Origin of the sequence: Noviherbaspirillum phoenicis (genome assembly GCF_047237965.1) — a bacterium.
Lineage (GTDB): Bacteria > Pseudomonadota > Gammaproteobacteria > Burkholderiales > Burkholderiaceae_D > Noviherbaspirillum_A.
Genome location: NZ_JBDFLX010000001.1, coordinates 961,845 through 987,370 on the forward strand (window position 1 = coordinate 961,845; position 25,526 = coordinate 987,370).

Below are 25,526 nucleotides of genomic sequence, written 5' to 3' on the forward strand. Positions count from 1 at the left end.
AATGACCGTGGAATCAAACGTATTTGCACAGCAAAATCTGGTTCAGACCCTCATTCACCGTGCTGCCACCAACCCCGACGAAACAGCCTATCACTTCATCAGTGATCTTCCCGGCGCCCATATCAAGCTGACTTGCGCAAACCTGCTGTGGGAGGCAGCCAGCCTGGCCGTCGTCCTGCAGCAAGAAAATCTCGGCGGCAAGCCTGTGCTGCTTGCCTGCCGCACCAACCGCGCCTTCGTCGTCGGCCTCTACGCCTGCCTGCTGGCTGGCGGTATCGCCGTGCCGACCGCACCGCCGCGACGTGAAAGCCTGAAGCAGCGCATCCAGTTCATCGCCCGCCATGCCGGTGTGGCGGCCATCCTGACCGACAGCGACAGCGTGATGGCAACCGGCTTCATACCGGAACTGCCCAGGATCGCCATACCGCAGGAAAACGATACGGCTGGCCGGGCCGATCCCTGTACGTGGGAACCGACGGAAATCCGCCCCGACACGCCTGCGCTGATTCAGTACACCTCGGGCACGGCCGCCGACCCACATGGCATTTTGCAGACCCACGGCCGCCTGGCGCGCGCCTGCGCCGCCGTCCGCCGTTCTTTCGGGCATGACCGGCAGAGCGTGAGCCTGATCACGCTGCCCCTGTTCCACGAGGTCGGCCTGATGTATGGCGTTCTGGAGCCGATGATGAGCGGCATTCCGGCCGTGCTGATGACACCCGCCCAGTTCGTGCAGCGTCCGGGACGCTGGCTCTACCTGATTCAGCATCACCGCGTCACCACCATCGGCGGCCCGAACTTCATGTTCGATATCCTGCTGCGCAAACTGCGTCCCAACCATCTTCGCGGCGTCGACCTGTCGTCGCTCCGGGTGTGCTTCTGCACCGGAGAGCAGGTGCGCGCCGCTACTCTGGCCCGCCTGCTCGACCTGCTGGGGCCGGTCGGCTTGAAATAGCAGGCGCTCCTGCCTTGCTACAGCCTGAGCGAGGCAGGCCGCCACGTCACCGGTTCGCTGGGAAAGGAAGGCCCGGGCACGGACCAGCCCGGCATTGCCGGCCTGTCGCATCCCGTGGTGAGCTGCGGCATGGCGCATGACGACAGCCGCATCCTGGTGGTCGACCCGGTCTCGCGCCGGCAGGCCGCCGAGGGCGAGGTCGGGGAAGTCTGGCTGCAGTGCGATTCCGCCGGCCTGGCCTACTGGAATGAGCCCCTGGTTTCCGAGGCGGTGTTCGGCGCCATGCTCGACGACGGCGACGGCCCCTTCATCCGTACCGGCGACATCGCGTATCTGCGGTCCGGCGAACTCTTCGTCGTCGGCCGCCTGGCCGACCGGATCCGGCTGTGCGGCGCCTACCATGCGCCGCAGGACCTGGAACTGCTGGCCGAGCGCAGCCATTGCGGCCTGCGCCCTTCCTCCTCGGCAGCGTTCACCGTGGATGGCGTGGAACGCCCCAAACTGGTCATCGTTTGCGAAATCAGGCGGGAACTCATGCGACGCCGGGAAAAATGGCCGCAGATGGAGACGGCAATCCGCAATGCGATCCGCCGGGTGCACCTGCTGCCCGTGGACGACGTCGTGCTGCTGGCATCAGGCAGCCTGCCCAAGACGTCCAGCGGCAAGGTCCGCCGCAACCAGTGCCGCACCGATTACCTCAACGGCACGCTGCCCACCGCCGACGCCCACGAGAGCAGGCGTCGCCATGGCGCCGAACCGGCGACGCCTTCCCATTACTAAGTCCCTGCGATGCGCGGCCGGGAGCCGGGCCGCTACCCAATCAAATCACCGCACCCACGGACGCAGACCATGCCCCTACTACAAACCGGCAATGCCAACCACTATGCGCTGCGCATCGAAGGACGCGCCTGGCTCGATGACCAGACGATGGAGCAGATATGGTCGGTGCTGAAGGCGGCGTTCCAGCCGCTGGCACCGCGCCAGGAACTGATGTTCATGATCCTGCTGCCCAACGGCGCAACCCCATCCCGCTGCCTGCCCCGGTCGGTGTTCGAGTCGTCGCTGGCCACGCCGGCCATGCTGGAGGAGGCGCTAGGCTTGAGCATGCCGCCCTGCCGCGATGACAGTCTTTATTCCCGGGTGCCGAACGGCAGCTCGAACTGGAAGTCGGCCAGCCTGTCGTAACCTAGAACTTCTCGTAGCCGGCCAGGTAGCGCCACTGGCCCGGTTCCAGCCCGGCCAGCGGCACCCGGCCGACACGGATGCGCCGCAGCGCAACCAGCCCCAGGCCGGCCTCGGCGCACAAGCGCTCTAGCAGGCCGCGCGGCGGTGTTTTCAACACGATTCGCAAGCGGGTTTCGCTCTGGCGGCTTGCCTTCAGGCCGGCGACTGCCTTGCCGTTGAACAGCATGCCCTGGTTGATCCGCGCCAGCTGCTCGTCACTGACCTGCGTGCCGGTGTCGGCGATGTATTCATGCTCGATCCGGGCCGCATCGTCCACCAGCCGGCGCGCCACGCGCCAGTCCTGTGTCAGAACCAGCAGCCCGCTGGCCTGGGTTTCGAGGCCATCGGTCAATTGCAGGCCGACGAAGTGTTTCTTCAGCGGGCGTGTGCCGGAGCGGTCGGCGGAACTGCGCGTCGCGTGCGTCAGCGCCGGCACAATCAATCCGGCGTCCGGCTTGCCGGCGGGCCCGGTGTCGAGTCCGACCGGCTTGTGAAACAACAGGGTGACCGGCGGCGCCGCCTCGGCGCGTGCGCCGGCAGCCAGCACGACGCGGTTTTCCGGCCCCACACGCAGGCCCGGCTCCTCGCATACCTGGCCGTCGACCAGCACCCAGCCGCCTTCGATGTATTGCTGCGCCTCGTTGCGCGAACAGCCGGTTTCCTGGGCCAGGCGCTTTGCGAGGCGGAGTGTCTCGATCTCGTTCATTGGGCGGCAGGCGCCAGCAGCGCCAGTTGTTCCGTATTCAGGTAGCACCACTGGCCAGGCGCCAGGTCCAGGGCATCCAGCGTCAGGCCGCCGATGGCGACGCGCCGCAGCGCAGAGCAGTGATTGCCTGCCGCGGCCAGCATGCGCTTGACCTGGTGGTATTTGCCCTGTTCCAGCACGATCTCCAGTTCATGTTCCGACACCCTTTCGCAGCGCTGCGCAGCCAGCGGCGCGGGTTCGTCATGCAGCTGCACGCCATTGCGCAGCCGCTCGAGCAGTTCGTCGGTGACCGGTTCATGGGTGGTGGCAACGTAGACCTTGGGCACATGCCGGCGCGGCGACGACTGCGCATGGATGAAGGCGCCATCGTCCGACATCAGCAGCAGGCCAGTGGTGTCATGGTCCAGCCGGCCGACGGGCTGCACCTCGCGCCAAGTGAACTGTTCCGGCAACAGCGTCAGCACGCCGGGATGGTGGCTGGGCTTGCGTGAACACTCGATGTCCACCGGCTTGTTCAGTGCGATATAAATATGCTGCCGGTAAGTCCATTCCTCGCCAAACACGGTGAAGACCAGCTGGTCGGGGTCCAGCGTCAGCCGGTAGTCATCGGCTGGCTGGCCATTGACCGTGACCTCGCCGTCCTCCACCAGTTGCCGGCACCATTTTCGGCTGCCGAAGCCCTGCGACTGCAGCATGCGATCCAAAGTCAGTTTGCTCATGGCGGCACTGTACCAGAAGCGACTTCCGTTTCAGCGGCCGATTCCGGTTAAGCTAGAGCGCCTTCGCCCCGTATCCAGGCGCAGGCACACGATGACGGACACCTTATGCTTTTCAAGTTCCTGCGCACACTCGCAGCCATCCTGCTGATCGCCGTGACACCGCTGCCCCATGCCGGCGATCAGCTGCAGGTCGGCTCCAAGCGCTTTACCGAGTCCTATGTGCTGGGCGAGATCCTGACCGCTGCGGCCAATGCCGCCCAAGCCGGCCAGGTCGTGCATCGCCGCGGCCTGGGCAATACCGCCATCCTGTTCGAAGCCCTGAAGGCTGGCAGCATCGATGTCTATCCGGAATATCTGGGCACCATCAGCCAGGAAATACTGCGTCATGCCGGGCCGGTGCCGATGGAACAGGTCAGGCAGGAACTGGCGGCGCTGGGGCTGGGCGCCGGTGTGCCGCTGGGCTTCAACAACAGCTACGCGCTGGCCATGCCTGAAGACCAGGCGCAGAAACTCGGCATCGTCCGGCTGAGCGACCTGGCGCGCCATCCGGCGCTCAGGCTGGGCCTGTCGCATGAATTCATCGGCCGCGCCGACGGCTGGCCTGGCCTCGCCCGGCGTTATCGTCTGGCCAACCAGCCTCGCAGCCTCGATCATGGCATAGCCTACGATGCCCTCGCCGCGCGCCAGATCGATGTGATGGACATCTACACGACCGACGCCCGCATCGGGCGCATGGGCCTGCGCGTGCTCGAAGACGATCTCGGCTATTTCCCGCGCTACGACGCGATGCTGCTATACCGGCTGGATGCGCCCGGGCGCTTCCCGGTCGCCTGGCGCGCGCTGCAGCGTCTCGAAGGCAGCATCAGCCAGCAGCGGATGATTGCGCTCAATGCCGCGGTCGAACTGGAAGGCCGCAGCTTCGCCCAGGCTGCGGAGGAGTTTCTGAAGGACACGGCCGTCCACCCGGCAACCGAGGCCAGCGCCAGGCCGGCGGTCGCCGCTTCCGGCGGCCTGCAGGCCAAGCTGCTGGAGCGCTTGCTGCCGCTGACCGGGCAGCACCTGTTCCTGGTGCTCGTCTCCGTGGCCGCAGCGACGGCGACCGGCGTGCCGCTTGGCCTGGCGGCCTCGCTGGTGCCGGGCTTGCGCCAGCCAGTGCTGGGGCTGGCCGGCGTGTTGCAGACCATACCGTCGCTGGCCCTCCTCGCCATGCTGATACCGCTGCTGGGGGCGATCGGCACCCGTCCGGCGCTGATCGCGCTATCGGTCTATGCGCTGCTGCCCATCGTGCGCAATACCTGCGCCGGCCTGGCGCAGGTGCCGAACGGCCTGCGCCAGGCAGCGCAGGCGCTGGGCATGCGCCGCACCGACATATTGCTGCTGGTGGAACTGCCGCTGGCGTGGCCGCTGATCCTGGCCGGCGTGAAAACCGCGGCGGTCATGACGGTAGGGACGGCCACCGTCGCCGCCTTCATCGGCGCGGGTGGCTATGGAGAACGGATCGCGGTCGGACTGGCGCTCAACGACAACCAGATGCTGCTGGCCGGCGCCATACCGTCCGCCTTGCTGGCGCTCGTCACGCAAGGCTTGTTCGAACTGGCGGAAAGTGCGCTGCGCCGGCGCGGCGCGAGCTAAGCTGCACGCCCGACTTACAGCTTGCCGGCTTTTTTCAGGCGGTAGGTCAGGCCTTCGACGATGTCCTTGAAACCACCAGCGCGGGCGAAATCGAGCGCGGTCATGCCGGCGCCATTTTTCAGCGTCAGGTCGGCGCCTTCGTCCAGCAACAGCTTCACCGTCAGAATGTGTCCGCCGCGCGCCGCCATCATGATGGGCGTGGTCTGGTTCGGCGATTCCGCGTCGATATAGGCGGAATGGTCCAGCAGCAGCTGCACGATCTGGTTGTTGCCGACCGCGGCGGCATAATGCAGCGCGGCCCAGCCGGTCTGGTTCGGCTCCGCGCCCTTGTCCAGCAGGACCTTTGCCACGTCATACCTGCCCTTGTAGGCCGCCATCATCAGCGCGGTGTCGCCATTGCGGGCGCGGGCATCGAGGTTGATGTCTTTCGTATTGAGCAGCAGGTCGAACACCTTGCCGGCATCCTCCCGCACGGCAATGATCAGTCCGGTCTCGCCGCGCTCTTCATCCACCGTGTTGGGGTCGAACCCGCGCTGCAGCAGCGACCGGACCAATTTGATGTTGTCGAGCTTGACCGCGCCGAAATAGTCGTCGTAAGCACCGGCGAAAGCGATGCCGGGCAGGACGGAGAGAAGGACCGGCACCGCCAGCAAGCGCAGCGCCTGGCGGCGGGAAAGGCGGGAAGTCAGGACGTCATGCATGGGCGTGGGCGCTGGAAAACAGCTTGAAGAAGTTGTCGGTGGTGTGGTGGGCGATGCGCTCCAGCGGTTCGCCGCGCAGCGTGGCGAGGAAGTCCGCCACATGCCTGACGAAGGCCGGCTCATTGGTCTTGCCGCGGAACGGCACTGGCGCGAGATACGGAGCATCGGTCTCGATCAGCATGCGATCGAGCGGAACGGCGCGCGCCACCGCCTGCAGTTCCCGCGCGCTCTTGAAGGTCACGATTCCGGAAAACGAGATATAAAAACCCATTGCAATGGCCGCCTCGGCCACTTCCAGCGATTCGGTGAAGCAGTGCATCACGCCGGCCACGCCGCCCTTGTCGGTGCCCGCGCCCTCCTCGCGCATGATGCGCAGCGTGTCTTCGGCGGCGGCGCGGGTGTGAATGATCAGGGGCTTGCCGGTGGCCCGCGATGCGCGAATATGCGTGCGAAAGCGTTCGCGCTGCCATTCGAGGTCGCCTTCCAGTCGGTAGTAATCCAGACCGGTTTCGCCAATGGCAATGATCTTTGGATGGTCGGACAGCCGGGCCAGGTCGTCCACCGAAGGTTCCGGCGTGTCCGGGTAATCAGGATGCACGCCGACCGACGCATAGATATGTGGATGGCGCTCGGCCAGCTCCAGCACCTGCGGGAAGTCAGGCAGGTCCACCGACACGCACAGCGCATGCGTGACACGGTTCTCCGCCATGCGGTTGAGCAGTTCCGGCATGCGCTCGGCAAAATCCGGAAAATTGATGTGGCAATGGGAATCGATAAACATAGGGCGCCATTGTACGCAATGGCGCAGGCGCTTGCCGGGCCTCGCTTGCCGGCCACCGCATCGCATTGGGCAAGTCTGCCGGTCGTCGGGCAGCCGGGGACGCTGGCGTTGCCACAAGCGCCTTCACGGTTCGTTGCCCGTCAAGACCATGCCGGCGAAAAGCGTCCCGGCGAAAAGCGTCGCTAAAACACGGTGCAGTCTGATATTAAAAATATAGCGCTCCCCCTGTCTTGCCAGCCGGGAACTCCGCGCTGGAGTTGGTTACCCCAATAAGGCTGCTTTTGGTTTTCAGATGCAGCACAACTTGCGAAGGTATTCCTGGGGAAAATAATGACTAAAACTCTTTCAACTGTATTGCTTGGCACTGTGCTTCTGCTGTCCGCCTCGGCACATGCCGCAGGCGCTTATATCGGCGCCAACGTCGGCAGTGCCGAGCACAAACTGTCCATAGACGGCGATTCGGGCAAGGAACACAAGACCGGCGTCAAGCTGTACGGCGGCTACGCCTTGACGGAAAACTTCGGCATCGAGGCCGGTTACGTCCATCTCGGCAAAGTCAGCAATTCCGATACGGACGGCTTCAACACGGCTTCGCTGGACTACCGCGCCCGCGCCTTGTATATCGCCGGCACCGCGGCCATGCCGCTGACTCCGGAATTCTCGGTGTTTGCCAAGGCCGGCGTGACAAACAACCACGGCAAGGTGACGGCGCGCTTGAATGGCTTTAGCGACAGCATGAGCCGCTCCAACACCGCCGCGATGTTCGGCATCGGCGCCGAGTACGGCTTTGCAAAGAACATGAGCGTGGTTGCGGAGTATGAAAACTTTGGCAAGGTGATTGACGGGGATGAAGGCAATACCAAGGCGCAGATGGTTTCAGTCGGCCTGCGCTACAAGTTCTGAGGAAGCGGTGTTCTGAGCGCTGTTTCGGGAAGCCGGCGCTTTGGCTGGCTTCCCTTTTCATTTCTGGCGCACATTCCGCCGGTTCTGCCGAATCGCCTGCCGCTAGCACGCCGGGCGCTGCAACATACCGCAGGACTGAACGCGCCTAAAGCGTGTGGGTGGCGCGCGACGACGTAATCGCCGCGCCGAGGATTTCCTCGATACGCTGACGCGTGCGCTGGCCGCTCTCATCGGCGGGAAAATGAACCCCGATGCCTGGCGCCTTGTTATTGTGGGCGCCGGCTGGCGTGACCCATACCACCTTGCCGGCGATCGGATATTTGCTGGCATCGTCCATCAGCGACAGGATCAGGTAGATTTCGTCGCCCAGCTGGTGGCTGCGGCTGGTCGGAACGAAAATGCCGCCGTTTGCCAGAAAAGGCATGTAGGCAGCATACAGCGCCGCCTTTTCCTTGACGGATAGTGACAGTACGGAGGGACGGGGCGGCGCGGCGCCGCTGATTTCTGCCATGGCCAACCTATGCGAAAACGGTGGAGTAATCCAGCAACATGTCTTCGATGAACAGCTTGGGCGACAGCGGATGGTCTGCAATGGCCCGTCTTTCGTTCATCGACTTCATCACCGCCAGCAGTTTGTTCGCGTCTGCACGCTTGGCAAGCGCGTCGATTTCCCGGCGGTGTTTTGGATAATAACGGATCTTTCCGGAAAACTTGACGGAAAACACGTCATAGAGCCAGCGCTGCAGCCAGGCGGTTATGTCCGCCGGCGAGGATTTCTGCAACTGGTCCGCTGTCTTCAGCGCCGCGTCGGCTGCCGGCTTGGCCAGATGCGCCAGCAGCGTTTCGACCGCGTCCCGCGATCCCGCCTGCGACTGCGCCAGCGCCGCGAGCGGCGCGCCACCCTGCTCGGCCAGCCAGCTTTCGGCTTCCGCCGCGCCCTGCGCCTGAAGCCAGGCCAGGGCCTGCGCCGCGCCTGGCATGGGCAGCGGCACCTTGCGGCAGCGTGAGACGATGGTTGGAAGCAGACGGTCGATATTGTGGCTGACCATCAGGAATACGGTTGCCGGCGGCGGCTCTTCCAGGGTTTTCAGCAAGGCATTGGCGGCAATCGCGTTCAGCGCCTCGGCGGGATACAGCAGCACTACGCGGCGGCCGCTGCGATGGGTCGATACGTTGATGAAGTTAGCCAGTGCACGTATCTGCTCGATGCGAATTTCTTTCGAGACGCCTTTTTCCGCCTTTGCCGCCTTCCCGGTTTCAGCACCGGCGTCATCCACGGCGCCGGCATCCTCCATGCTCTCCGGGCGCACCCGCCGGTAATCCGGATGCGCATACTGGGCAAACCAGCCACAGGCCAGGCATTGCCCGCAGGCATGGCCATCCGGCAGAGGCGCCTCGCACAGCAGCGCCTGGGCGAGCTGTTCGGCGAACTGGGTTTTTCCGACGCCCTGCGGCCCGTGCAGCAATACCGCATGCGGAAAGCGCTCCCGCATCTGCATCACCTGTGACCAGGCTTCGACTTGCCAAGGCAGGGTCGGGCTGATTGTTACCGCCATTACTTGTCCACCATCAATACTTCATGAATCACTTTAATATTCCAAAGATTTTTATTCATAATCAGTCACTTACAACATAAATTTGAAGTTCAACTTAATTCTTCGATTATTTCTGCAAGTGCCTGATTTACTTCACTTATTGTCTGAGTAGAGTCAATCAGACGGAACCGCTTGGGAAACTGTTCGGCCCGGCGCAGATATTCAGCCTGGGTGGCGGCAAAGAATGCAGCCTGCTCCTGCTCGAAACGATCGAGATCGCGCGACTTGTCCAGACGGGCGCGCGCCACTTCCAGCGGCACGTTGAACAGCAGCGTCAGATCGGGCTGCAGGTGCGGGTGCACCCATGCTTCCAGCGCGTCGAGCTTTTCCCGCGCCAGTCCGCGCCCGCCGCCCTGGTAGGCGAAGGTGGCGTCGGTAAAGCGATCTGAAACGACCCAGTCGCCACGGGCAAGCGCAGGTTCGATCACCTGGGCGAGATGCTCGCGGCGCGATGCAAACATCAGCAGCGCCTCGGTTTCCAGATGCATTTTTTCCTTCAGCAGCAGGCCGCGCAGTTGTTCGCCGAGCGGCGTGCCGCCGGGCTCGCGGGTGGTGATCACGGTATGGCCCATCTCGTGCAGCAGCGAGGCCACGAAGGACAGGTGGGTGGACTTGCCGGCGCCGTCTATGCCTTCGAAGGTGATGAATTTTCCTGGTGTCATGAATGTGAAGCGATCGCTATCGTTGATATTTGTTCACTGCCTGGTTGTGTTCCGTCAGGCTACCCGAAAAATGGCTGGTGCCGTCGCCGCGGGCGACGAAGTACAGTGCATCGGTGCGGGCCGGATTGAGCGCCGCGGCCAGCGCCGCCGTTCCCGGCAGCGCGATCGGTGTCGGCGGCAGGCCGGCGCGGGTGTAGGTGTTGTACGGCGTATCGGTCTGCAGGTCGCGCTTGCGGATATTGCCCCGGAAACGCTCGCCCATGCCATAGATCACGGTGGGATCGGTCTGCAGCATCATGCCCTGTCGCAAGCGGTTGACGAACACGCCGGCAATGAGATCGCGCTCGGATTTCTGGCCAGTCTCCTTTTCCACGATGGATGCCATGATCAGCGCCTCGTACGGCGTCTTGTACGGCAGGCCCGGCGCACGGCCCGTCCAGCTTTCCTCCAGCTTTTTTTGCATCAGCGCATGGGCGCGCCGGTAGATCTGCAGGTCGCTGGCGCCCTTGGCAAACAGATAGGTATCGGGGAAAAACAGGCCTTCCGGCTGACGGTAATCGGGCGTCACCTTGGCCAGCAGTTCTTCATCGCTCATGTTGACGGTGTCGTGCTTGAGGGCCGCATTCTCAGCGATGGCCTGGCGCATCTGGCGGAAGGTCCAGCCTTCGATCACGACCAGCGCGTGCTGCGCGAATTCGCCGCGCACCAGCTGCTCGACCAGCCTGCGCGGCGTGGCGCCGGGTTCCAGTTCGTAGGCGCCGGCCTTGATCTTGCCGCTCTTGCCGCCCAGCCTGACCAGCGCTTCGAGCAGCAGCGGCTGTACCGGCACCCCGGCCGCCGCCACCTGCTCGGTCGCGCCGCGCACGCCGCTGCCGGCTTCGATGGTGAAGCCGATCGCCTCGCCATCCTTCTTCATGATGGGCTGCCCGGCCCAATAATAGAAGCCGAACGCCAGCGTCGCGACAAGGACGGTCATTATTGCAAGAAACTTTTTCACACCACTCCGCCTGTTCAAATTCGCGCCCGACCGAACGCGTTTTTCTGACGCCACTATAATCGAGCCGTCATGATAATCGGTGAATCCGTCAATCAACTAATCCCATGAGCACAAGCACCACTCCCTGGCTGGACTTTCTGGCCACCCAAGGCGCCCGCCTCTCTGCATCGACCGCGCCGGAAGTCGTCGGGTTCCAGGACGAATCCAGCGCCGCGAACATCGTCGTGCCGCTGACCCATCTCGGCCTGATCGCCGCCACCGGCGAGGAAGCCGCGTCGTTCCTGCATAACCAGCTGACCAATGACGTTCAGGCGCTTGGCCTGTCGGAGGCGCGGCTGGCGGGCTACTGCACGCCGAAGGGACGCCTGCTGGCAACCATGCTGATCTGGAAATCCAGCGACGCCATCCTGCTGCAACTGCCGCGCGAGATACAGGCGACGGTGCAGAAGCGCCTGCAGATGTTCATCCTGCGCGCCAAGGCAAAGCTGGCCGACGTCAGTGACAGCCAGGTGGCGCTCGGGTTGGCCGGCCCGGATGTCGCGGCCGCGCTGGCGCCATGGTTCCCCGACTTGCCCGCTGCCGCCTATGGCGTGAAGCAGCAGGCCGCCGGCACCCTGATCCGCATGCCGGATGCGGCCGGCGTGCCGCGCTTCCAGTGGATCGCCCCCCTGGAAACCGCGCAGCAGGCCTGGCCGCAACTGGCGCAAAGCCTGCGGCCGGCCGCCACCGCCGCCTGGCGCGCGCTCGACATACAGGCTGGCATACCCCTGGTCGTGCAGGCGACTCAGGAGCAGTTCGTGCCGCAAATGATCAACTTCGAAGTGCTGGGCGGCGTCAACTTCCGCAAGGGCTGCTACCCGGGCCAGGAAATCGTCGCCCGCAGCCAGTACCTGGGCAAGCTCAAGCGCCGCATGCTGCCGGCACAGGTGGCTGCCACCGGCGTGCGGCCCGGCACCGAGGTGTTTGCCAGCAGCGACCCGGACCAACCCTGCGGCCAGGTCGTCAATGCCGAAGCCAGCGGCGACAGGACGCTGTGCCTGGTGGAACTGAAGACCGCTGTGCTTGAGCAGGGCGGCGACATCCGGCTCGGCTCGGCGTCCGGCCCCGTGCTCGAGATCGGCACGCTGCCCTACGAACTGATCGACCCGACCTGAACGGCCTGCGCATGGATTTCTATGTCTATTACAAGGTCGCGCCGGATGCGGCCGCAGCACTGGCGCCGCGGGTGAAGCAGCTTCAGCAGCAGCTCGCGGCCAGCCACGGCGTGGCCACCGCCCTGAAACGCCGCCCCGGCGAACAGAATGGCATGCAGACCTGGATGGAGGTCTATACAGGCGCGCCGTCCGACTTCGCCGCGGCGCTCGAGATCGCGGTTAGGGAAAGCGGCATCGCGGCATGCGCCACCGGCGGGCGCCACACTGAAATCTTCATGGACCTGGAAGCATGTGTCTGATTGTGTTTGCATGGCAGGTGATTCCTGGCCTCTCGCTGCTGGCAGCAGCCAACCGCGACGAATTCTACGAGCGTCCTGCATTGCCGGCGCACTGGTGGGCGGATGAGCCCGACGTGTATGCCGGGCGCGACCTGCGTGGCAATGGCACATGGCTGGGCATTACCCGCGGCGGCCGTTTCGCCGCCCTGACCAATGTGCGCGACCCGCAGTCTTTCCGCCCGGACGCGCCATCGCGCGGCGCGCTGGTGTCCGACTTCCTGCGCGGCAGCGACAGCGCCGCCGATTACATCGAGACGCTGGCGCATGATGCCGACCGTTATAACGGCTTCAACCTGCTGGTGTGCGATGGCACGGACCTGATCTGGTACACCAACGCGGACACGGAAGATCCGCGCAACGGCATGCCGCTGCCGCATGGCATCTACGGCCTGTCGAATGCCTTCCTCGACACGCCCTGGCCCAAGGTGCTGCGCAGCAAGGCGGAATTCGCCAGCCTGCTGTGCCAGGGCGCGCCCGTCGATGCCTACTTCGACATGTTGAGCGATGCCACCCGTCCCAGTGACTGCCGCCTTCCCCACACCGGCGTGCCGCTGGAATGGGAGCGGGTGCTGTCGCCGATCTTCATCGAGTCGCCCGGCTACGGCACCCGCTGCTCCACGGTCGTGCAGCTGCTGCAGGACGGCAGCGCCCAGCTGGCCGAGCGGCTGGCCGAGCCGTGCGGCGCCGCGGCGCCTGTCATCCAGGAGAAAATCTACGGCGCATTGCGATGTGTTCGATCCCCGCGTCCATGAACATGTCGCCTTCAGGCTCGAAACCGTGCCGGGCATAGAAGTCGCGCGCAGTAAGCTGGGCATGCAGCACGACGTCGCGGTCGCCGCGGCGGCGTGCCTCGTCCATCAGGGCGCATAGCACCAGGCTGCCGGTGCCGGCGCCGCGCGCGTCCTGGCGCACCGCCATCCGTCCGATATGGCCATCCGGCAGCAGGCGGCCGGTCGCGACGGGCACGCCGTCCTGGTAAGCCACCGCGTGCAGCGACTGCGCATCCATCTCATCGAGTTCCAGCTCGGCCGGAACGCCCTGTTCGACTACGAACACCTGCTGCCGCAATGCGGCGGCGGCCTGGCGCTGCTGCTCCCAGGAGCCGATCACGATGCGCGTGCTCATTGCTGCACCGGCGCCAGCCGCTCCAGTTCGGCCAGCCGGGCGCGCCATGCATCCGGCAGCGCCACGCCCTTGCGCACCGTGGTGTCGGCATACACGTAAACCAGTTCGCCGGCAATCAGGAATTCCTCGCCGCGGTAGATTTCCAGCACGTAGCGCATCGAGCTGCGGCCGAGCGCGGCACAGCGCACGCCGATGTCGAGCATGTCGTCGAAGCGCGCCGGCGCGTGGTATTCGACGGTGGCCTTGCGGGCAAACATTTCCTGGCCATCCTCGGCCTGCTGCATCACGCCGGGCAGGCCGGTGGCGCGCCAGTATTCGGTGAAGGCGACATCGAAATAGGTCAGGTAGTGGCCGTTGAAGACAATGGCCTGCATGTCGACTTCGGCCCAGCGCACCCGCAAGGGGTGGAAGAATGCAAAATCCGCGCGTGCCATGACGCTCCTTTTCAAATTGACTTGATTGCATGATGGCCTTTGGCCCGAGCGAACGCTCAGGCCGTCCAGCCGCTTTCCGATACGATTTTCCAGTGCCCGGCTTCGCGGCCCCAGTACTGCCGCTTGCGGATCGACGAGCGCTTGCCGCCCGACACCGCGTCCATCGTGAACGTGGCCACGATCAGTTCCTCGCCCGGATAACGGAACAGGCTCAGCTCGCGCAGCGCCAGCGTCGGCTTGTTCAGCTGCTGGATCGCTTTCTGCTGGCGCGCCAGCCAGTCATCGAGCGTGTCGGCCTGCTCGCTGCGAAAGCGGCTCGCATAGTGATGCCGCAGCTGGTCGAAGTCCTGCAGCTGCAGCGCCGAGCGCCAGTTCTCGACCATGGCCTGCGCCTGAGCGCGCTCGGCGTCGACCTGTTGGCGCGGCACGAACTCGGCGTCGCGCGCAATCACGACCGGCGTCTTGTTGACCTCGACACCGGCATAGACCTGGCGCAGGTCGGGATTGGTGAGCACCACGCAGCCGTCGGACGACAGGGGCGGCCGGCTGTAATTGCGGGACGGCGTCCCGTGCAGCCAGATCCCGGACCCTTCCCGGCCCTGCAATTTATCCCATTCATTCGGATAGCTCAGGGGCAGCGCGCCCACGCCATAGAAGTCCGGCAGTCGGTAGCCCGCCAGGCGGCTGGTGACGTAGTACACGCCCAGCGGCGTCTTCTGGTCGCCTTCTTTCTGCTTGTTGATGCCCAGCTTGCCCTGGCTGATATAAAAGTCCTGCGCAAAGCGCAGCTCGCCCTGGCGGTTTTCGTAGACATACAGCCGGGAACGGTGGGCATCCACCACCAGCACCCGCTTCTGGTCGGGACGCAGCTGCAGCACCGCGCGCGGCACCCTGGAAGGGTCGGGGCGTTCGGTAAGGGCCTTGATGCGCGCCATGGCTTCCTGCCTGAGGTCGGCCAGCGCCTCGGGCGCAGCCCCTTCGACCGCGCCGATCCGGTCGACGGGGCGGGTTTGCATCATCAGCAGGTCGCCGCGTACCAGGTGGCCGAGCTGGAAAGTGGGATACGCGTTCACCAGCGCATCGGCCTTGGCCAGCGCGTCGCGCAGGTGACGGTTGCCCAGATCCTTGTAGACCTCGATGAGCATCTGGTCCGGATCGATCCGGCCCGCGCCCGTGGCTGGCGCGGCCGGCAGCAATGCGCTTGCGGCGGCCATGCAGCAGCCGAGGAATCGTGTGCGCAATCTCACTCTCATCAACCGGCCGTGCGTTCCTGCTTGATCAGCCACTTGCCGCGCTGGCGTTCCAGTTCCAGCGTCTTGCGGCTGGTGGCGCTGAGGCGGTCGGATACATAGCTCTGGCGGAAATGCACGACGGCGGTATTGCCTTCGGTGGTTACCTGCGGCTTGTCGATGTCGACCTTGATGCGGCCCTTGCCGGCAATGCGCTGCTGGCGCTCCTCGACCCATGCCTTGCGGGTCATGCCGCCGGCAGGGTCGAAGTCGGGCGCGTAATGGGCCAGATAGGCCTGCACGTCGCGGGCGCTCCAGGCCCTGGCCCAGCTCTGCACCGCGCTCAGCACGGCCTCCCGTTCGGCGGCGGCTTCCTGCGCGGCCCGTGCCTTGGGATCGGGTTTCTCGGTCTTGTCGGCCTTGTCGGTCTTGTCGGCCTTGACCATGCGCACCGGCGGTTCGGCACGCCTGGCGGCGTCCGCCCGCGCCGGTTGGGGCGGCTGCGGCACTGCCTCGCGCGGCGCTGGAGCCGGCGCCGGTCTGGACTCGGGCCTGGCTACCGGCGCCGCCGCTCTGGCTTCCACCGGCGCGGCGGCAACGATGGTGACCGCAGGCGGCGCCGGCTTGCCCGGCGCAAGCGCTACCGCAGCTGGCGCAGGCGACGCCGGAGGCTGCGCTGCGGCTGCCGGCGTTGCCGCGGCAGCAACCGGCGTCGGCGCCACCGGGGCCACCGCCAGCGAAGCGGACTGCGCGCCCGGCAGGGTGAGGTTTCGCACCAGCGCGAGCTGCGCTGGCGCCGGCTTGCCCGGCTGGACCTGCAGGGCCTTGTCGTAGGCCTGGCTGGCCAGGCGTGCATGCACGTCCCCCAGATTGTCGAATGCGGTGGCATAGGCCGGATGCGTGCGCAGCGCCTTGTCCAGCGCTGCCTTGGCCTTGTCGTACTGGCCTGAAGCGGCATACAGCACCGCCAGGTTGTTGTAGGGCTCGGGCAGCTTCGGATAGTCCTGGGTCAGTTTGCTGAAGATGGCAATCGCCTCCGCGGGCCGGGTCTCGGAGAGCATCACGCCTTTCATGAAGCGCATCTGCGCGTCGGCCGGCTGTTTCGCCAGCAGCGCGTCGATGCGCCTGAGCGCTTCCTCACCCTGGCCGTTGCGGGCGAGGCGCGCGATGTCGGCAGCCTCATCCGCCCGCGCCGGGCCGGCGCCAAGCAGCAGCGCCAGCAGGGGCGGAACAAGGAAGCGGAACCGGATCGGCGGGAAGGACGAACTCATCAGGCGTCGTGTGCGGAAAAAAAACCGGTATGGTACACCGGCGAGGCAGCCACCGGTCAGGTTCTTCCGTGGCCCGTCGCGCATGCCGGTTCAGCAGCGGCAAGGCAACCCCGCCACGCCGGCAGGCTCAGCGCTCGATGAATTCCCGGATCAGCTGGTTGATGCGCGCCGGCTGTTCATGCACGACCCAGTGGCTGCCTTCGGGAATGCGGGTCAGGTCCACGTCCGGCACCACGCTCTCCAGTCCATCGAGCAGGCCCTTGGGCAGAGCCATGTCGCTTTCGCCCCAGATCACCTTGGTCGGCACGCGTATGGTGAAGTCTTCCGGCTTCATCTGCGACTCCAGGCGGGCCGGCCCCGCATTGCCTTCAGTGGGCGGATGCAGCGGCGAGGCGCGGTAGTAATTGACGCCGCCGGTCAGGCCGCGCGCCCAGCATGCGTGGTACTTCGCCCTGGTCTCGCCGGTAAACCAGGGCGCCGGCGACTTGCCCATGCCGGTCAGGAAACCTTCCATCATCGCGAAGTCATTCTGGGCCAGCGCCTTCTCGGAGCCATCGGCGCGCAGCCAGTTCATGTAGGCGCTCGCGGCCTGCTGGGCCGGGTCGTTTGCCAGCGCCTTCATGAACAGATAGGGATGCGGCGCATTGACGATCACCAGCTTTTCCAGCATTGCCGGCAGCGCCAGCGCGAAACTCCAGGCGATCGCGCCGCCCCAGTCATGGGCCACCATGATGCAGCGGTCGTAGCCGAGCGCACCGATGAGCAGCTTCAGATCGTCGATGATGAGCCTGGCCTTGTACTGGGCCGGGTCGGACGGCATGTCCGACAGGTTGAAGCCGCGCAGGTCCGGCGCAACGGCGTAATACTGCTGGCCGAACTCGGCCAGCTGCTCATGCCATTCGTACCAGAACTCCGGAAAGCCGTGGACGAACAGCACCAGCGGACGTCCGGGATCGCCGGCGCTGGCGTAATGCAGGCGGGTGCCATTGGAGAGGCTGGCGTATTGCTCGGTCTTGATCGCGGCGGACATGGCGGCTCCTGTTGATGTGAATGGCAGAACGGCAAAGGGCGTGCTTCAGCCCTTGAGCTTCTCGCGCAGCATGTCGCGGATGTGGGGGGCGGCCGCATAGGGATCGCCGGGATTCTTCTGCTGGATGATTTCCTCCATGCGCTGCTGCACATTGCCCAGCGCGCCGGGATGGGAATAGATATAGAAGCGGTCATCGCGGATGGCATCGAAGGTCCATTCCGCCACCTGCACCGCCGACACCTTGCCCGAGCCGACCGCCTTGTCCGACATGGCCTGCGCTGCGCGCTGGCTGGCCGTTGGCGGCGTGTCCTGCTTCAGGTCGTCCGGACGGTTGCGGTGCGAGGCCGATATGCCGGTCGGCACGAAGTAAGGGCACAGCACCGATGCGCCGATCGGCGCGTCCACCAGCTTCAGGTCCTGGTACAGCGACTCCGACAGCGACACCACCGCATGCTTGGAGACGTTATAGATGCCCATGGTCGGCGCATTGAGCAGGCCGGCCATCGACGCCGTGTTGACGATGTGTCCCTGGTAGCTCGAATCCTTGCTGGCGCATTCCAGCATCAGCGGCGTGAAGATGCGCACGCCATGGATCACGCCCCACAGGTTCACGCCCAGCACCCATTCCCAGTCGGCCTGCGAGTTTTCCCAGACCAGGCCGCCGGCGCCGACGCCGGCATTGTTGAACAGCAGATGGACCGCGCCGAAGGCACGCATGGCCTCGTCGGCCAGCGCCTGCACTTCCGCGGCATGGCGCACGTCGCAGCGCAGCGCCGTCACCTGGGCGCCCTGCTGGGCCAGTTCGGCGCGGGCGGCTTCGAGCGCATCCTGCTGGACGTCGGCCAGCACCAACTTCATGCCCAGCCGTGCGCCGATGTTGGCGAATTCCCGGCCGAAGCCGCTCGCTGCGCCGGTGATGACGGCGACCTTGTTCTCGAATGTATGCATGTTGTCTCCTTTGTCTGTGCGCCTCTGCCGGCGCTCTTGTCGGGCGGCCGCGGAGGGCCGCCCCGTTTTGCTAGGCCCGGCGCAGCTGATAGCCGATGCGCGGGAAATGCACCACTACGGTTCCGGCCCGCTCGTCCTCGCGCCGCACCGCATACGCGATCTCGCTGGCGGCAACCAGTTCGCCCGCCACCGGGTCCTGCGCATAGTCGGCCGGCGTCACCGTCACCGGCGTGCCGAGTGGAATGCCATGGGTATCGACGAAGCTTGCATCCGGCGTTGCCGGCTCGGCCGCGCGCGCAATCTGCAATGCTTCCTCGCCGCTGAGCTTTTCGGGCTGCGCCAGCGGGAAGGCCTCGATGGCGTTCATCCAGGTCCGCAGACGCGGGAACTGGTCGAGGATGCCGGCCACCGCCTTGGCCTGGCGCACGAACCAGAGGCAATGGTAGACCGAGAAATCGGCAATGCCAGGCTGTTCGCCCAGCAGCCACGGCTGGCCGCCGGCCAGCATGTCCTCCAGCCAGCGCAGATACTGCGGCAGCGCCGCCGCTGCATCGGCCGGATGCATGCGCGCTGCATTGCCGCGCATTGCGGTGCGGTCGGCGCTGAACGCCTGCATCTGCTCCGGCGTCAGGTGGCCAAACAGGCTCTGTACGCCGGCCGGCTGGAACACATAGGGAATCACGGTCCAGAACAGGGTGCTGTCGGCCCACTGCGCCAGCAGCCTGGCCTGCCCCGCCACCGGCGCTGGATACAGCGTGGGCGACGGCGCTATGCGGTCCAGCACGGCGCAGATCAGCGCGGTGTCGCAATAGATGTCGGCGCCGATCTGCATCACCGGCGTGCGGCGATAGCCGCCTGTCAGCGGCATCAGGTCCGGCTTGGGCATGATGATCGGGATGATCACCGACTTCCACGGCAGCTTCTTCCAGGCCAGCACGCGCCTGACCTTTTCCGCGAACGGCGACGTCGGATAGTGATGCAGGATGATGTCAGTCATGGCGCGGCGCCTCAGGACAGCTTGACCAATTGCTTGCCGAAGTTCCTGCCCTTGAGCAGGCCGATGAAGGCCTCCGGCGCGGCGGCCAGCCCGTCGGCCACCGACTCGCGGAACTTCAGCTTGCCGCTGCCGACCAGTTCGCCCAGTTCCTGCAGGCCCTGCGGCCAGAACTCGGGATGCTCGGAGACGATGAAGCCGCGCATCGACAGCCGCATCGTCAGCATGGTGCGCAGGTTGTTCAGCACCATCGGCTCGCCGTCGTAGCCGGCGATCAGGCCGCACAGCGCGATGCGGCCGAACGGGTTCATGCGGGCGATGCAGGCGTCGAAGATCTCGCCGCCCACATTCTCGAAGATGGCATCGATGCCGTCCGGCGTGGCCGCCTTCAGGTCCTGCGCCAGGTTGCCGGCCTTATAGTCGATGCAGGCATCGAAGCCCAGTTCATTGACCACATAGGCGCACTTCCCCGGACCGCCGGCAATGCCGACGGCGCGGCAGCCGCGCACCTTGGCCAGCTGGCCGACCACGCTGCCGACCGCGCCGCTGGCGGCCGACACGACGATGGTCTCGCCCGCCTTGGGCTGCATGATCTGGGTCAGGCCATACCAGGCGGTCATGCCCGGCATGCCGACCGAGCCGAGGTAGGCCGACAGCGGCACCGGGCCATCCTTGACCCGGCGCAGGCCGGCGCCGTCGGACACGCCCATCTCGGACCAGCCCAGCATGCCGACCACCTTGTCGCCCACCGCGAATTTCGGATTCTTCGATTCGACGATCTCGCCCACCGTGCCGCCCACCATCACCGCGCCGATCGCCTGCGGCGCGGCATAGCTCTTCACGTCCTCCATGCGCATGCGCATGTAGGGGTCGAGCGACAGGTAATGATTGCGGATCAGCACCTGGCCGTCGCTGATGGACGGCACCGGCACCTGCTCCAGCCGGAAGTTGTCGGGGCTGACGTGTCCCTGGGGACGGGATGCGAGGACGATCTGCTGATAGGTGCTCATGAGTACTCCGCCTGATGGATTTAACTGCAAACGAAACTGCGGGAAACCGGTTCAGCCCTTGTCTATGCGCGGGCCGGCGTCGGTGCGCTTCAAAAACTTGAAGGTGCCCATGGACTTGGCCACCAGCCGTTCGCCGTCCCATAGCTCGCCTTCGCAGAAGCACATGGTGCGGGACCGGTGGAAGGCGTGCCCTTTGGCCACGATGCGGCCGCCGGCCTTGCCGCCGGGCTCCATGAAGCTGGTCTTCATCTCGATGGTGACGCCGCCGCGGGCTTCCGGGTCGAGCGAGCGGCCGGCCATGGACATCACGACGTCAAGCAGCGTCATCACCACGCCGCCATGGGTCACGTGCCAGCTGTTCATGTGGCGCGGCTGCAGCGTCAGGGCGATCTCGGCGCGGCCGTCGGCCATGCCGTGGAATTCGACGCCGAGGTCGTGCAGGAACGGGATCTCCGCCGGGAACGGCTGCTGTTTCGGGGTGAACGCCGTCATCAGTGCACCGACGACACGCCGCCGTCGACGGCGAGGATCTGGCCGGTGATGTGCTTGCCGGCGTCGGAGGCGAACAGCAGCGCCGCGCCCTTCAGGTCTTCGTCGTCGCCGATGCGCTGCAGCGGCGCACGCTTGGACAGGTTCTCCTCGCCGCGCTGCTCCAGGATGCCCTTGGTCATCTTGGACGGGAAGAAGCCCGGCGCCAGCGCATTGACGGTAATGTTGTGGCGGCCCCATTCGCCGGCCAGGGTGCGGGTGAAGTTCACCACTGCGCCCTTTGAGGTGTTGTAGGCGATGGTCTGCATCGAGTCCGGGCCGTTGCCGGACAGGCCGGCGATCGAGGCGACATTGACGATGCGGCCGTACTTGCGCGGAATCATCGACTGCTTGCCCACTTCCCGCGACAGCAGGAAGATGCTGCGGATGTTCAGGTTCATCACCTTGTCCCAGGCTTCGGTCGGATAGTCCTGGGCCGGGGCGCCCCAGGTGGCGCCGGCATTGTTGACCAGGATGTCGATGTGGCCCAGGCGCTTCATGGCCTCGGCCACCAGCGGGCCGACTGCTTCCTCGCGCGACAGGTCGGCGGCGATGGCGCTGGCTTCGATGCCGCGCGACTTCAGGTGCGCTACCGCTTCATCGAGATCGGATTGCTTGCGCGAGGACAGCACCAGGGTGGCGCCCTGCTCGCCCAGCGCTTCGGCGATCTGCAGGCCGAGGCCGCGCGAGCCGCCGGTGATCAGGGCGGTCTTGCCCTTGAGGTCGAATAACTGTTGGGTGGTTCTCATCTTGTCTCCTTGTGACTCGTCGAGTCGTCCTTGTTTGAATGGCGGGAATGCGTCGTCGCTCCCGATGTCATGTACGGCTTGCGTGAGGTGGGATAACCCGAAGGGGCATCCCACCGTGGACCGCAAACGGAAAACGCAATTAGACAAACTCCCTTGATCAGCCAATGGCGCAATACCCTTCGGTCATTGCACCCTACGCGATCGGGAAAGTCCTAGATTTCATAATCCATGCACTGGCGCGCCTCGCGTACGGCGATGACGAACGGCTTCAGGGCGACGTGCTGCGGATGGTCCTGGTAGGCGTCGAGCGCGGCGCGGTCGGCGAATTCCGAGTACAGCACCACGTCGTAGGTCGCCTCCAGGCCGGGCTGGGCCAGCGCCACTTCGAACTTCAGGATGCCGGGCACGATGCCGGCGCAGGCGTCCAGCAGTTCCTTCATCTTCTGCGCATTGGCCGCGCGGTCCGCGCCTTCGGCCTGGTCCTTCAGTTTCCACATCACGATGTGCTTCAGCATCGATGCTCCGTATCGTTTCAGCCTCTGAATGAACGGCGCGCAGGCTTGGCCCGCCCGCGCGCCGCGCGGTGTCAGAACCAGTCGTCCTGCATGTCCAGCGTGGTGGTGTCGACGGTTTCCAGCAGGTCCAGCTGCTGATGCACCTTCGGCAGCTCCCACTTGAAGAAGTAGGCACAGGCCTGGAGCTTGCCGCGGTAGAAGTCGGCGTCATGGCTTTCCTTGCCCACCGCCACCAGCGCCTGCTCCAGCCAGATCCACGCCAGCACCGTATGGCCAAAGGCTTCCAGGTACAGCGAGGCGTTGGCCAGGGTCTTGTTCATGTCGCCGGCGGCGTACAGCACGCGCGTCACCGCGTCAATGCGCTGCAGCGCCGCGCCCAGCGCATGGGCATCGGCCGCCAGTTCCTTCACGGCCAGCGCGCGGTCGATTGTTTTCTGCACCGCATTGGCATAGGCCTTGAACGCCGCGCCTTCCTGCATCACGACCTTCCGGCCGAGCAGGTCCAGGCCCTGGATGCCGTGCGTGCCTTCGTGAATCGGGTTGAGCCGGTTGTCGCGGTAGAACTGCTCGACGTTGTATTCGCGGGTATAGCCATAGCCGCCATGCACCTGGATCGCCAGGTTGTTGGCTTCCAGGCACCACTGCGACGGCCAGGACTTGACGATGGGCGTCAGCATGTCCAGCAGCAGCGAAGCCTCGCGCACCGCCTCCGGGTTCTCGTTGGTGCGCTGCTCGTCGACCAGCAGCGAGCAGTACAGCGCCAGCGCCATGCCGCCCTCCACATAAGCCTTCTGCGCCAGCAGCATGCGCTTGACGTCGGTATGCTCGATGATCCTCAGCTGCGGCTTGGCCGGGTCCTTGTTCATCGGATGCCGTCCCTGCGGACGGTTGCGCGCATAGTCCAGTGCATGCAGGTAGCCGGTATAGCCCAGCACCACCGCGCCCAGGCCGACGCCGATGCGGGCTTCGTTCATCATGTGGAACATGTTGGCCAGGCCCTTGTGGACTTCGCCCACCAGGTAGCCGATGGCGCCCGCCTTGCCCTGCGGCTTGAACTTGCCCTCGCCGAAGTTGAGCAGGCAATTGGTGGTGCCGCGATAACCCATCTTGTGATTCAGGCCGGCCAGCACCACGTCATTGCGCTCGCCCAGGCTGCCGTCCTCGTTGACCAGCTTCTTCGGCACGATGAAGAGGGAAATGCCCTTGACGCCGGGAATGAGCTTGCCGTCCGGGCCGGGCACCTTGGCCAGCACCAGGTGCACGATGTTTTCCGACAGTTCATGCTCGCCGGCGGAAATCCACATCTTGTTGCCGGTCAGGCGATAGGTGCCGTCTTCCTGCGGCTCGGCGCGGGTCACGATGTCGGACAGGCTGGAGCCGGCCTGCGGCTCGGACAGGCACATGGTGCCGAAGAAGCGGCCTTCGAGCATCGGCTCGACAAAGGTCCTGATCTGTTCAGGCGTGCCGCACTTGAGCAGCGTGTTGGCATTGCCTATGGTCAGGAAGGGGTAGGACGAGGTGCCGACATTGGCTGCCTTGAAGTAGGCAAAACCGGCTTTCTCGACCACGCAAGGCAACTGCATGCCGCCGCGCTCGTAGTCCTGGCCGGCAGCCATCAGGCCGGCCTCGCAGAATACCTTTAGCGCCGCGCCGACTTCCGGAATCATGTCGACCCGCTCGCCGTCGAAATGCGGCTCCTGCTGGTCGCTCTTCTTGTTATGCGGAGCGAACAGGTCGGTGGCGATCTGTTCGCAGGTGTCCATGGCGGCGTTGAAGGTCTCGCGGCTGTGGTCGGCATAGCGCGCACGCGACGTCAGCGACTCGACGTTGAGCCATTCATACAGCAGGAAGTCGATGTCGCGGCGGGATAGAAGTTTGGATTGCATGCTGGTCTCCGTCGCGCAGGTCCGTGCCTGCGCGATCCTGTTGATGAGATGAGGCAGGCGCCCGCCGCAGCCGGAGCCGCCTGCGGGCGCTGGGGGCAGCCGTGCGCCGCCCCCGCGCTGTCGCGCTTAAACGACTTCGAACAGGCCGGCGGCGCCCTGGCCGCCGCCGATGCACATCGTCACCACCACCAGCTTGGCGCCGCGGCGCTTGCCCTCGATCAGCGCATGGCCGGTCAGGCGCGCGCCCGACACGCCGTACGGATGGCCAACCGCGATCGCGCCGCCGTTGACGTTCAAGCGGTCCATCGGGATGCCCAGCTTGTCGGCGCAGTACAGCACCTGCACGGCGAAGGCTTCGTTGAGTTCCCACAGGTCGATGTCCTCGACCTTCAGGCCGGCCTTCTGCAGCAGCTTGGGGATCGCGAATACCGGGCCGATGCCCATTTCGTCCGGCTCGCAGCCGGCGATGGCAAAGCCGCGGAAGATGCCCAGCGGGGTCAGGCCGCGCTGCTCTGCGAGCTTGCTGTTCATCACGATGGCAACCGAGGCGCCGTCGGAGAACTGGCTGGCGTTGCCCGCGGAGATCACGCCGCCCGGCACCGCGGTGCGGATCTTGGAGACGCCTTCCATCGTGGTGTCGCCGCGGATGCCTTCGTCGGCGTCGATGGTGACTTCGCGGGTCATCAGCATGCCGGAGGCCTTGTCGGCCACGCCCATGATGGTGGTCATCGGCGCGATCTCGTCCTTGAACTTGCCTTCGTTCAGCGCGGCGAAAGCCCGTTGCTGGCTGCGCACGCCGTATTCATCCTGGCGCTCCTTGCTGATGTTGTAGCGCTTGGCCACGTTCTCGGCGGTCTGCAGCATCGGCCAGTAGATTTCCGGCTTGTTCTGCTTGAGCCAGGTCTCGACGATCATGTGCTTGTTGGCTTCCTGCTGCACGCAGGAAATCGATTCGACGCCGCCGGCGGCATAGACGTCGCCTTCGCCGGCGATCACGCGCTGTGCCGCGGTGGCGATGGTCTGCAGGCCGGAGGAGCAGAAACGGTTGATGGTCATGCCGGCGGTGGTGACCGGGCAGCCGCCACGGATCGCGATCTGGCGGGCGATGTTGCTGCCGGTCGCGCCTTCTGGCGTGGCGCAGCCGATCAGCACGTCTTCGACTTCACCGGGCTCGATGCCTGCGCGCTGGATGGCATGCGACAGCGCGTGGCCGCCCATGGTTGCGCCGTGGGTCATGTTGAAGGCGCCTTTCCAGGACTTGGCAAGGGCGGTGCGGGCGGTCGAAACGATGACGGCGTCAGTCATGTGGGTCTCCTGGTTGGAATGAAATTCGGTATGCGGCGATTGGCGCCGGGTTGCGAAACAAACTGGAACGACTTTTTCTTGTGCAGCGAGAATAGCATAATTAAGTACGGTCGTTCGCAAAACTTTTGACAGTCTTTC

29 protein-coding genes are annotated in these 25,526 nt (G+C 65.3%); 8 read left to right on the plus strand and 21 right to left on the minus strand.

Annotation, left to right across the window (positions count from 1 at the left end):
- The first annotated feature begins 1 nt into the window (after position 1).
- The 3 genes from ABC383_RS04420 to ABC383_RS04430 all read left to right on the plus strand — a co-directional run bounded on the left by ABC383_RS04420 (position 2) and on the right by ABC383_RS04430 (position 2,137).
- Positions 2 to 952 (plus strand): AMP-binding protein, encoded by a 951-nt coding sequence (locus ABC383_RS04420; protein ID WP_413012164.1) that lies wholly within the window; start codon positions 2 to 4, stop codon positions 950 to 952.
- 129 nt (positions 953 to 1,081) lie between these two features.
- On the plus strand, positions 1,082 to 1,732 hold the full coding sequence (locus tag ABC383_RS04425; RefSeq protein WP_413012165.1) for an acyl-CoA synthetase family protein: 651 nt from the start codon (positions 1,082 to 1,084) through the stop codon (positions 1,730 to 1,732).
- A gap of 69 nt (positions 1,733 to 1,801) precedes the next feature.
- Entirely contained in the window at positions 1,802 to 2,137 is a 336-nt protein-coding gene (locus ABC383_RS04430) for a hypothetical protein (protein WP_413012166.1), read from the plus strand.
- 1 nt (position 2,138) lies between these two features.
- Here the strand turns inward: ABC383_RS04430 and ABC383_RS04435 are convergent, their stop codons facing one another.
- Positions 2,139 to 2,882: an RNA pseudouridine synthase gene (locus tag ABC383_RS04435; RefSeq protein ID WP_413012167.1), complete on the minus strand. Its 744-nt coding sequence runs from the start codon at positions 2,880 to 2,882 to the stop codon at positions 2,139 to 2,141.
- The gene (locus ABC383_RS04440; protein ID WP_413012168.1) at positions 2,879 to 3,601 is read right to left on the minus strand and encodes a pseudouridine synthase; all 723 of its coding nucleotides are present in this window, start codon (positions 3,599 to 3,601) and stop codon (positions 2,879 to 2,881) included. Before ABC383_RS04440 ends, ABC383_RS04435 begins: the two co-directional genes overlap by 4 nt.
- A 105-nt stretch (positions 3,602 to 3,706) precedes the next feature.
- On the opposite strand from ABC383_RS04440, the gene ABC383_RS04445 reads away from it, so the two are divergent.
- Positions 3,707 to 5,233, plus strand: a complete 1,527-nt coding sequence (locus ABC383_RS04445; RefSeq protein WP_413012169.1) for an ABC transporter permease/substrate-binding protein — start codon at positions 3,707 to 3,709, stop codon at positions 5,231 to 5,233.
- A 14-nt stretch (positions 5,234 to 5,247) separates the two neighbouring features.
- Here the strand turns inward: ABC383_RS04445 and ABC383_RS04450 are convergent, their stop codons facing one another.
- Entirely contained in the window at positions 5,248 to 5,934 is a 687-nt protein-coding gene (locus ABC383_RS04450) for an ankyrin repeat domain-containing protein (protein ID WP_413012170.1), read from the minus strand.
- Positions 5,927 to 6,715, minus strand: coding sequence for a TatD family hydrolase (locus ABC383_RS04455; protein WP_413012171.1), 789 nt, complete (start codon positions 6,713 to 6,715; stop codon positions 5,927 to 5,929). Before ABC383_RS04455 ends, ABC383_RS04450 begins: the two co-directional genes overlap by 8 nt.
- Positions 6,716 to 7,045: 330 nt before the next feature.
- On the opposite strand from ABC383_RS04455, the gene ABC383_RS04460 reads away from it, so the two are divergent.
- Positions 7,046 to 7,618, plus strand: coding sequence for an outer membrane protein (locus ABC383_RS04460; RefSeq protein ID WP_413012172.1), 573 nt, complete (start codon positions 7,046 to 7,048; stop codon positions 7,616 to 7,618).
- Positions 7,619 to 7,763: 145 nt separating this feature from the next.
- Here the strand turns inward: ABC383_RS04460 and ABC383_RS04465 are convergent, their stop codons facing one another.
- The 4 genes from ABC383_RS04465 to mltG form a co-directional block, all read right to left on the minus strand.
- Positions 7,764 to 8,129 (minus strand): PilZ domain-containing protein, encoded by a 366-nt coding sequence (locus tag ABC383_RS04465; protein ID WP_413012173.1) that lies wholly within the window; start codon positions 8,127 to 8,129, stop codon positions 7,764 to 7,766.
- 7 nt (positions 8,130 to 8,136) lie between these two features.
- Positions 8,137 to 9,174 carry a DNA polymerase III subunit delta' gene (locus ABC383_RS04470; protein ID WP_413012174.1) on the minus strand — a complete coding sequence of 346 codons (1,038 nt, stop codon included), beginning with the start codon at positions 9,172 to 9,174 and terminating at the stop codon, positions 8,137 to 8,139.
- Positions 9,175 to 9,263: 89 nt separating this feature from the next.
- A complete protein-coding gene (tmk, locus tag ABC383_RS04475; RefSeq protein ID WP_413012175.1) occupies positions 9,264 to 9,875 on the minus strand; it encodes a dTMP kinase in 612 nt (203 codons plus the stop codon).
- A gap of 16 nt (positions 9,876 to 9,891) precedes the next feature.
- Positions 9,892 to 10,851 carry an endolytic transglycosylase MltG gene (gene mltG, locus ABC383_RS04480; RefSeq protein WP_413012176.1) on the minus strand — a complete coding sequence of 320 codons (960 nt, stop codon included), beginning with the start codon at positions 10,849 to 10,851 and terminating at the stop codon, positions 9,892 to 9,894.
- Between the two features lie 125 nt (positions 10,852 to 10,976).
- Here mltG and ygfZ point away from each other — a divergent pair, with 125 nt between their 5' ends.
- From ygfZ to ABC383_RS04495, 3 genes are read left to right on the plus strand one after another with little or no spacing between them, the layout of a single operon-like run.
- Positions 10,977 to 12,026 (plus strand): CAF17-like 4Fe-4S cluster assembly/insertion protein YgfZ, encoded by a 1,050-nt coding sequence (gene ygfZ / locus ABC383_RS04485; RefSeq protein WP_413012177.1) that lies wholly within the window; start codon positions 10,977 to 10,979, stop codon positions 12,024 to 12,026.
- An 11-nt stretch (positions 12,027 to 12,037) separates the two neighbouring features.
- Positions 12,038 to 12,325 (plus strand): DUF4936 family protein, encoded by a 288-nt coding sequence (locus ABC383_RS04490; protein ID WP_413012178.1) that lies wholly within the window; start codon positions 12,038 to 12,040, stop codon positions 12,323 to 12,325.
- Positions 12,316 to 13,116, plus strand: coding sequence for an NRDE family protein (locus ABC383_RS04495; protein WP_413012179.1), 801 nt, complete (start codon positions 12,316 to 12,318; stop codon positions 13,114 to 13,116). The genes ABC383_RS04490 and ABC383_RS04495 overlap by 10 nt, the downstream gene beginning before the upstream one ends.
- Here the strand turns inward: ABC383_RS04495 and ABC383_RS04500 are convergent.
- The 13 genes from ABC383_RS04500 to ABC383_RS04560 all read right to left on the minus strand — a co-directional run bounded on the left by ABC383_RS04500 (position 13,061) and on the right by ABC383_RS04560 (position 25,388).
- Entirely contained in the window at positions 13,061 to 13,489 is a 429-nt protein-coding gene (locus ABC383_RS04500) for a GNAT family N-acetyltransferase (RefSeq protein ID WP_413012180.1), read from the minus strand. The two genes, ABC383_RS04495 and ABC383_RS04500, sit on opposite strands and share 56 nt — an antisense overlap.
- The gene (locus ABC383_RS04505) at positions 13,486 to 13,923 is read right to left on the minus strand and encodes an acyl-CoA thioesterase (RefSeq protein WP_413012181.1); all 438 of its coding nucleotides are present in this window, start codon (positions 13,921 to 13,923) and stop codon (positions 13,486 to 13,488) included. Before ABC383_RS04505 ends, ABC383_RS04500 begins: the two co-directional genes overlap by 4 nt.
- 56 nt (positions 13,924 to 13,979) lie before the next feature.
- The gene (locus ABC383_RS04510; protein ID WP_413016232.1) at positions 13,980 to 15,170 is read right to left on the minus strand and encodes a L,D-transpeptidase family protein; all 1,191 of its coding nucleotides are present in this window, start codon (positions 15,168 to 15,170) and stop codon (positions 13,980 to 13,982) included.
- 5 nt (positions 15,171 to 15,175) lie between these two features.
- The gene (locus ABC383_RS04515; RefSeq protein WP_413012182.1) at positions 15,176 to 16,423 is read right to left on the minus strand and encodes a L,D-transpeptidase Cds6 family protein; all 1,248 of its coding nucleotides are present in this window, start codon (positions 16,421 to 16,423) and stop codon (positions 15,176 to 15,178) included.
- A 127-nt stretch (positions 16,424 to 16,550) separates the two neighbouring features.
- Positions 16,551 to 17,453 carry an alpha/beta fold hydrolase gene (locus ABC383_RS04520; RefSeq protein WP_413012183.1) on the minus strand — a complete coding sequence of 301 codons (903 nt, stop codon included), beginning with the start codon at positions 17,451 to 17,453 and terminating at the stop codon, positions 16,551 to 16,553.
- Positions 17,454 to 17,498: 45 nt separating this feature from the next.
- On the minus strand, positions 17,499 to 18,401 hold the full coding sequence (locus tag ABC383_RS04525) for an SDR family oxidoreductase (protein ID WP_413012184.1): 903 nt from the start codon (positions 18,399 to 18,401) through the stop codon (positions 17,499 to 17,501).
- 70 nt (positions 18,402 to 18,471) lie between these two features.
- Positions 18,472 to 19,398 carry a glutathione S-transferase family protein gene (locus tag ABC383_RS04530; protein WP_413012185.1) on the minus strand — a complete coding sequence of 309 codons (927 nt, stop codon included), beginning with the start codon at positions 19,396 to 19,398 and terminating at the stop codon, positions 18,472 to 18,474.
- Between the two features lie 11 nt (positions 19,399 to 19,409).
- Positions 19,410 to 20,405, minus strand: coding sequence for an NADP-dependent oxidoreductase (locus tag ABC383_RS04535; RefSeq protein WP_413012186.1), 996 nt, complete (start codon positions 20,403 to 20,405; stop codon positions 19,410 to 19,412).
- Positions 20,406 to 20,456: 51 nt separating this feature from the next.
- Positions 20,457 to 20,897, minus strand: a complete 441-nt coding sequence (locus ABC383_RS04540) for a PaaI family thioesterase (protein WP_413012187.1) — start codon at positions 20,895 to 20,897, stop codon at positions 20,457 to 20,459.
- A complete protein-coding gene (locus ABC383_RS04545) occupies positions 20,897 to 21,682 on the minus strand; it encodes an SDR family oxidoreductase (RefSeq protein ID WP_413012188.1) in 786 nt (261 codons plus the stop codon). Before ABC383_RS04545 ends, ABC383_RS04540 begins: the two co-directional genes overlap by 1 nt.
- Before the next feature lie 212 nt (positions 21,683 to 21,894).
- Complete coding sequence (locus tag ABC383_RS04550; RefSeq protein WP_413012189.1) at positions 21,895 to 22,197, minus strand: Dabb family protein; 303 nt, start codon at positions 22,195 to 22,197, stop codon at positions 21,895 to 21,897.
- A 71-nt stretch (positions 22,198 to 22,268) separates the two neighbouring features.
- Positions 22,269 to 24,083: an acyl-CoA dehydrogenase gene (locus ABC383_RS04555; RefSeq protein WP_413012190.1), complete on the minus strand. Its 1,815-nt coding sequence runs from the start codon at positions 24,081 to 24,083 to the stop codon at positions 22,269 to 22,271.
- 126 nt (positions 24,084 to 24,209) lie between these two features.
- Entirely contained in the window at positions 24,210 to 25,388 is a 1,179-nt protein-coding gene (locus ABC383_RS04560; protein ID WP_413012191.1) for an acetyl-CoA C-acyltransferase, read from the minus strand.
- Positions 25,389 to 25,526 lie beyond the last annotated feature (138 nt).

What these genes read in the sequence shown, in the direction of transcription:
- ABC383_RS04435 (WP_413012167.1), bottom strand. Translation starts at nt 2,882, where the DNA reads ATGAACGAGATCGAGACACTCCGCCTCGCAAAGCGCCTGGCCCAGGAA.
- ABC383_RS04495 (WP_413012179.1), top strand. Translation starts at nt 12,316, where the DNA reads ATGTGTCTGATTGTGTTTGCATGGCAGGTGATTCCTGGCCTCTCGCTG.
- ABC383_RS04505 (WP_413012181.1), bottom strand. Translation starts at nt 13,923, where the DNA reads ATGGCACGCGCGGATTTTGCATTCTTCCACCCCTTGCGGGTGCGCTGG.
- ABC383_RS04470 (WP_413012174.1), bottom strand. Translation starts at nt 9,174, where the DNA reads ATGGCGGTAACAATCAGCCCGACCCTGCCTTGGCAAGTCGAAGCCTGG.
- ABC383_RS04540 (WP_413012187.1), bottom strand. Translation starts at nt 20,897, where the DNA reads ATGACGGCGTTCACCCCGAAACAGCAGCCGTTCCCGGCGGAGATCCCG.
- ABC383_RS04555 (WP_413012190.1), bottom strand. Translation starts at nt 24,083, where the DNA reads ATGCAATCCAAACTTCTATCCCGCCGCGACATCGACTTCCTGCTGTAT.
- ABC383_RS04535 (WP_413012186.1), bottom strand. Translation starts at nt 20,405, where the DNA reads ATGAGCACCTATCAGCAGATCGTCCTCGCATCCCGTCCCCAGGGACAC.
- ABC383_RS04520 (WP_413012183.1), bottom strand. Translation starts at nt 17,453, where the DNA reads ATGTCCGCCGCGATCAAGACCGAGCAATACGCCAGCCTCTCCAATGGC.
- ABC383_RS04440 (WP_413012168.1), bottom strand. Translation starts at nt 3,601, where the DNA reads ATGAGCAAACTGACTTTGGATCGCATGCTGCAGTCGCAGGGCTTCGGC.
- ABC383_RS04525 (WP_413012184.1), bottom strand. Translation starts at nt 18,401, where the DNA reads ATGCATACATTCGAGAACAAGGTCGCCGTCATCACCGGCGCAGCGAGC.
- ABC383_RS04465 (WP_413012173.1), bottom strand. Translation starts at nt 8,129, where the DNA reads ATGGCAGAAATCAGCGGCGCCGCGCCGCCCCGTCCCTCCGTACTGTCA.
- ygfZ (WP_413012177.1), top strand. Translation starts at nt 10,977, where the DNA reads ATGAGCACAAGCACCACTCCCTGGCTGGACTTTCTGGCCACCCAAGGC.
- mltG (WP_413012176.1), bottom strand. Translation starts at nt 10,851, where the DNA reads ATGACCGTCCTTGTCGCGACGCTGGCGTTCGGCTTCTATTATTGGGCC.
- ABC383_RS04545 (WP_413012188.1), bottom strand. Translation starts at nt 21,682, where the DNA reads ATGAGAACCACCCAACAGTTATTCGACCTCAAGGGCAAGACCGCCCTG.
- ABC383_RS04560 (WP_413012191.1), bottom strand. Translation starts at nt 25,388, where the DNA reads ATGACTGACGCCGTCATCGTTTCGACCGCCCGCACCGCCCTTGCCAAG.
- ABC383_RS04430 (WP_413012166.1), top strand. Translation starts at nt 1,802, where the DNA reads ATGCCCCTACTACAAACCGGCAATGCCAACCACTATGCGCTGCGCATC.
- ABC383_RS04460 (WP_413012172.1), top strand. Translation starts at nt 7,046, where the DNA reads ATGACTAAAACTCTTTCAACTGTATTGCTTGGCACTGTGCTTCTGCTG.
- ABC383_RS04445 (WP_413012169.1), top strand. Translation starts at nt 3,707, where the DNA reads ATGCTTTTCAAGTTCCTGCGCACACTCGCAGCCATCCTGCTGATCGCC.
- ABC383_RS04425 (WP_413012165.1), top strand. Translation starts at nt 1,082, where the DNA reads ATGGCGCATGACGACAGCCGCATCCTGGTGGTCGACCCGGTCTCGCGC.
- ABC383_RS04515 (WP_413012182.1), bottom strand. Translation starts at nt 16,423, where the DNA reads ATGAGTTCGTCCTTCCCGCCGATCCGGTTCCGCTTCCTTGTTCCGCCC.
- ABC383_RS04490 (WP_413012178.1), top strand. Translation starts at nt 12,038, where the DNA reads ATGGATTTCTATGTCTATTACAAGGTCGCGCCGGATGCGGCCGCAGCA.
- ABC383_RS04420 (WP_413012164.1), top strand. Translation starts at nt 2, where the DNA reads ATGACCGTGGAATCAAACGTATTTGCACAGCAAAATCTGGTTCAGACC.
- ABC383_RS04455 (WP_413012171.1), bottom strand. Translation starts at nt 6,715, where the DNA reads ATGTTTATCGATTCCCATTGCCACATCAATTTTCCGGATTTTGCCGAG.
- ABC383_RS04530 (WP_413012185.1), bottom strand. Translation starts at nt 19,398, where the DNA reads ATGACTGACATCATCCTGCATCACTATCCGACGTCGCCGTTCGCGGAA.
- ABC383_RS04550 (WP_413012189.1), bottom strand. Translation starts at nt 22,197, where the DNA reads ATGCTGAAGCACATCGTGATGTGGAAACTGAAGGACCAGGCCGAAGGC.
- ABC383_RS04450 (WP_413012170.1), bottom strand. Translation starts at nt 5,934, where the DNA reads ATGCATGACGTCCTGACTTCCCGCCTTTCCCGCCGCCAGGCGCTGCGC.
- ABC383_RS04500 (WP_413012180.1), bottom strand. Translation starts at nt 13,489, where the DNA reads ATGAGCACGCGCATCGTGATCGGCTCCTGGGAGCAGCAGCGCCAGGCC.
- tmk (WP_413012175.1), bottom strand. Translation starts at nt 9,875, where the DNA reads ATGACACCAGGAAAATTCATCACCTTCGAAGGCATAGACGGCGCCGGC.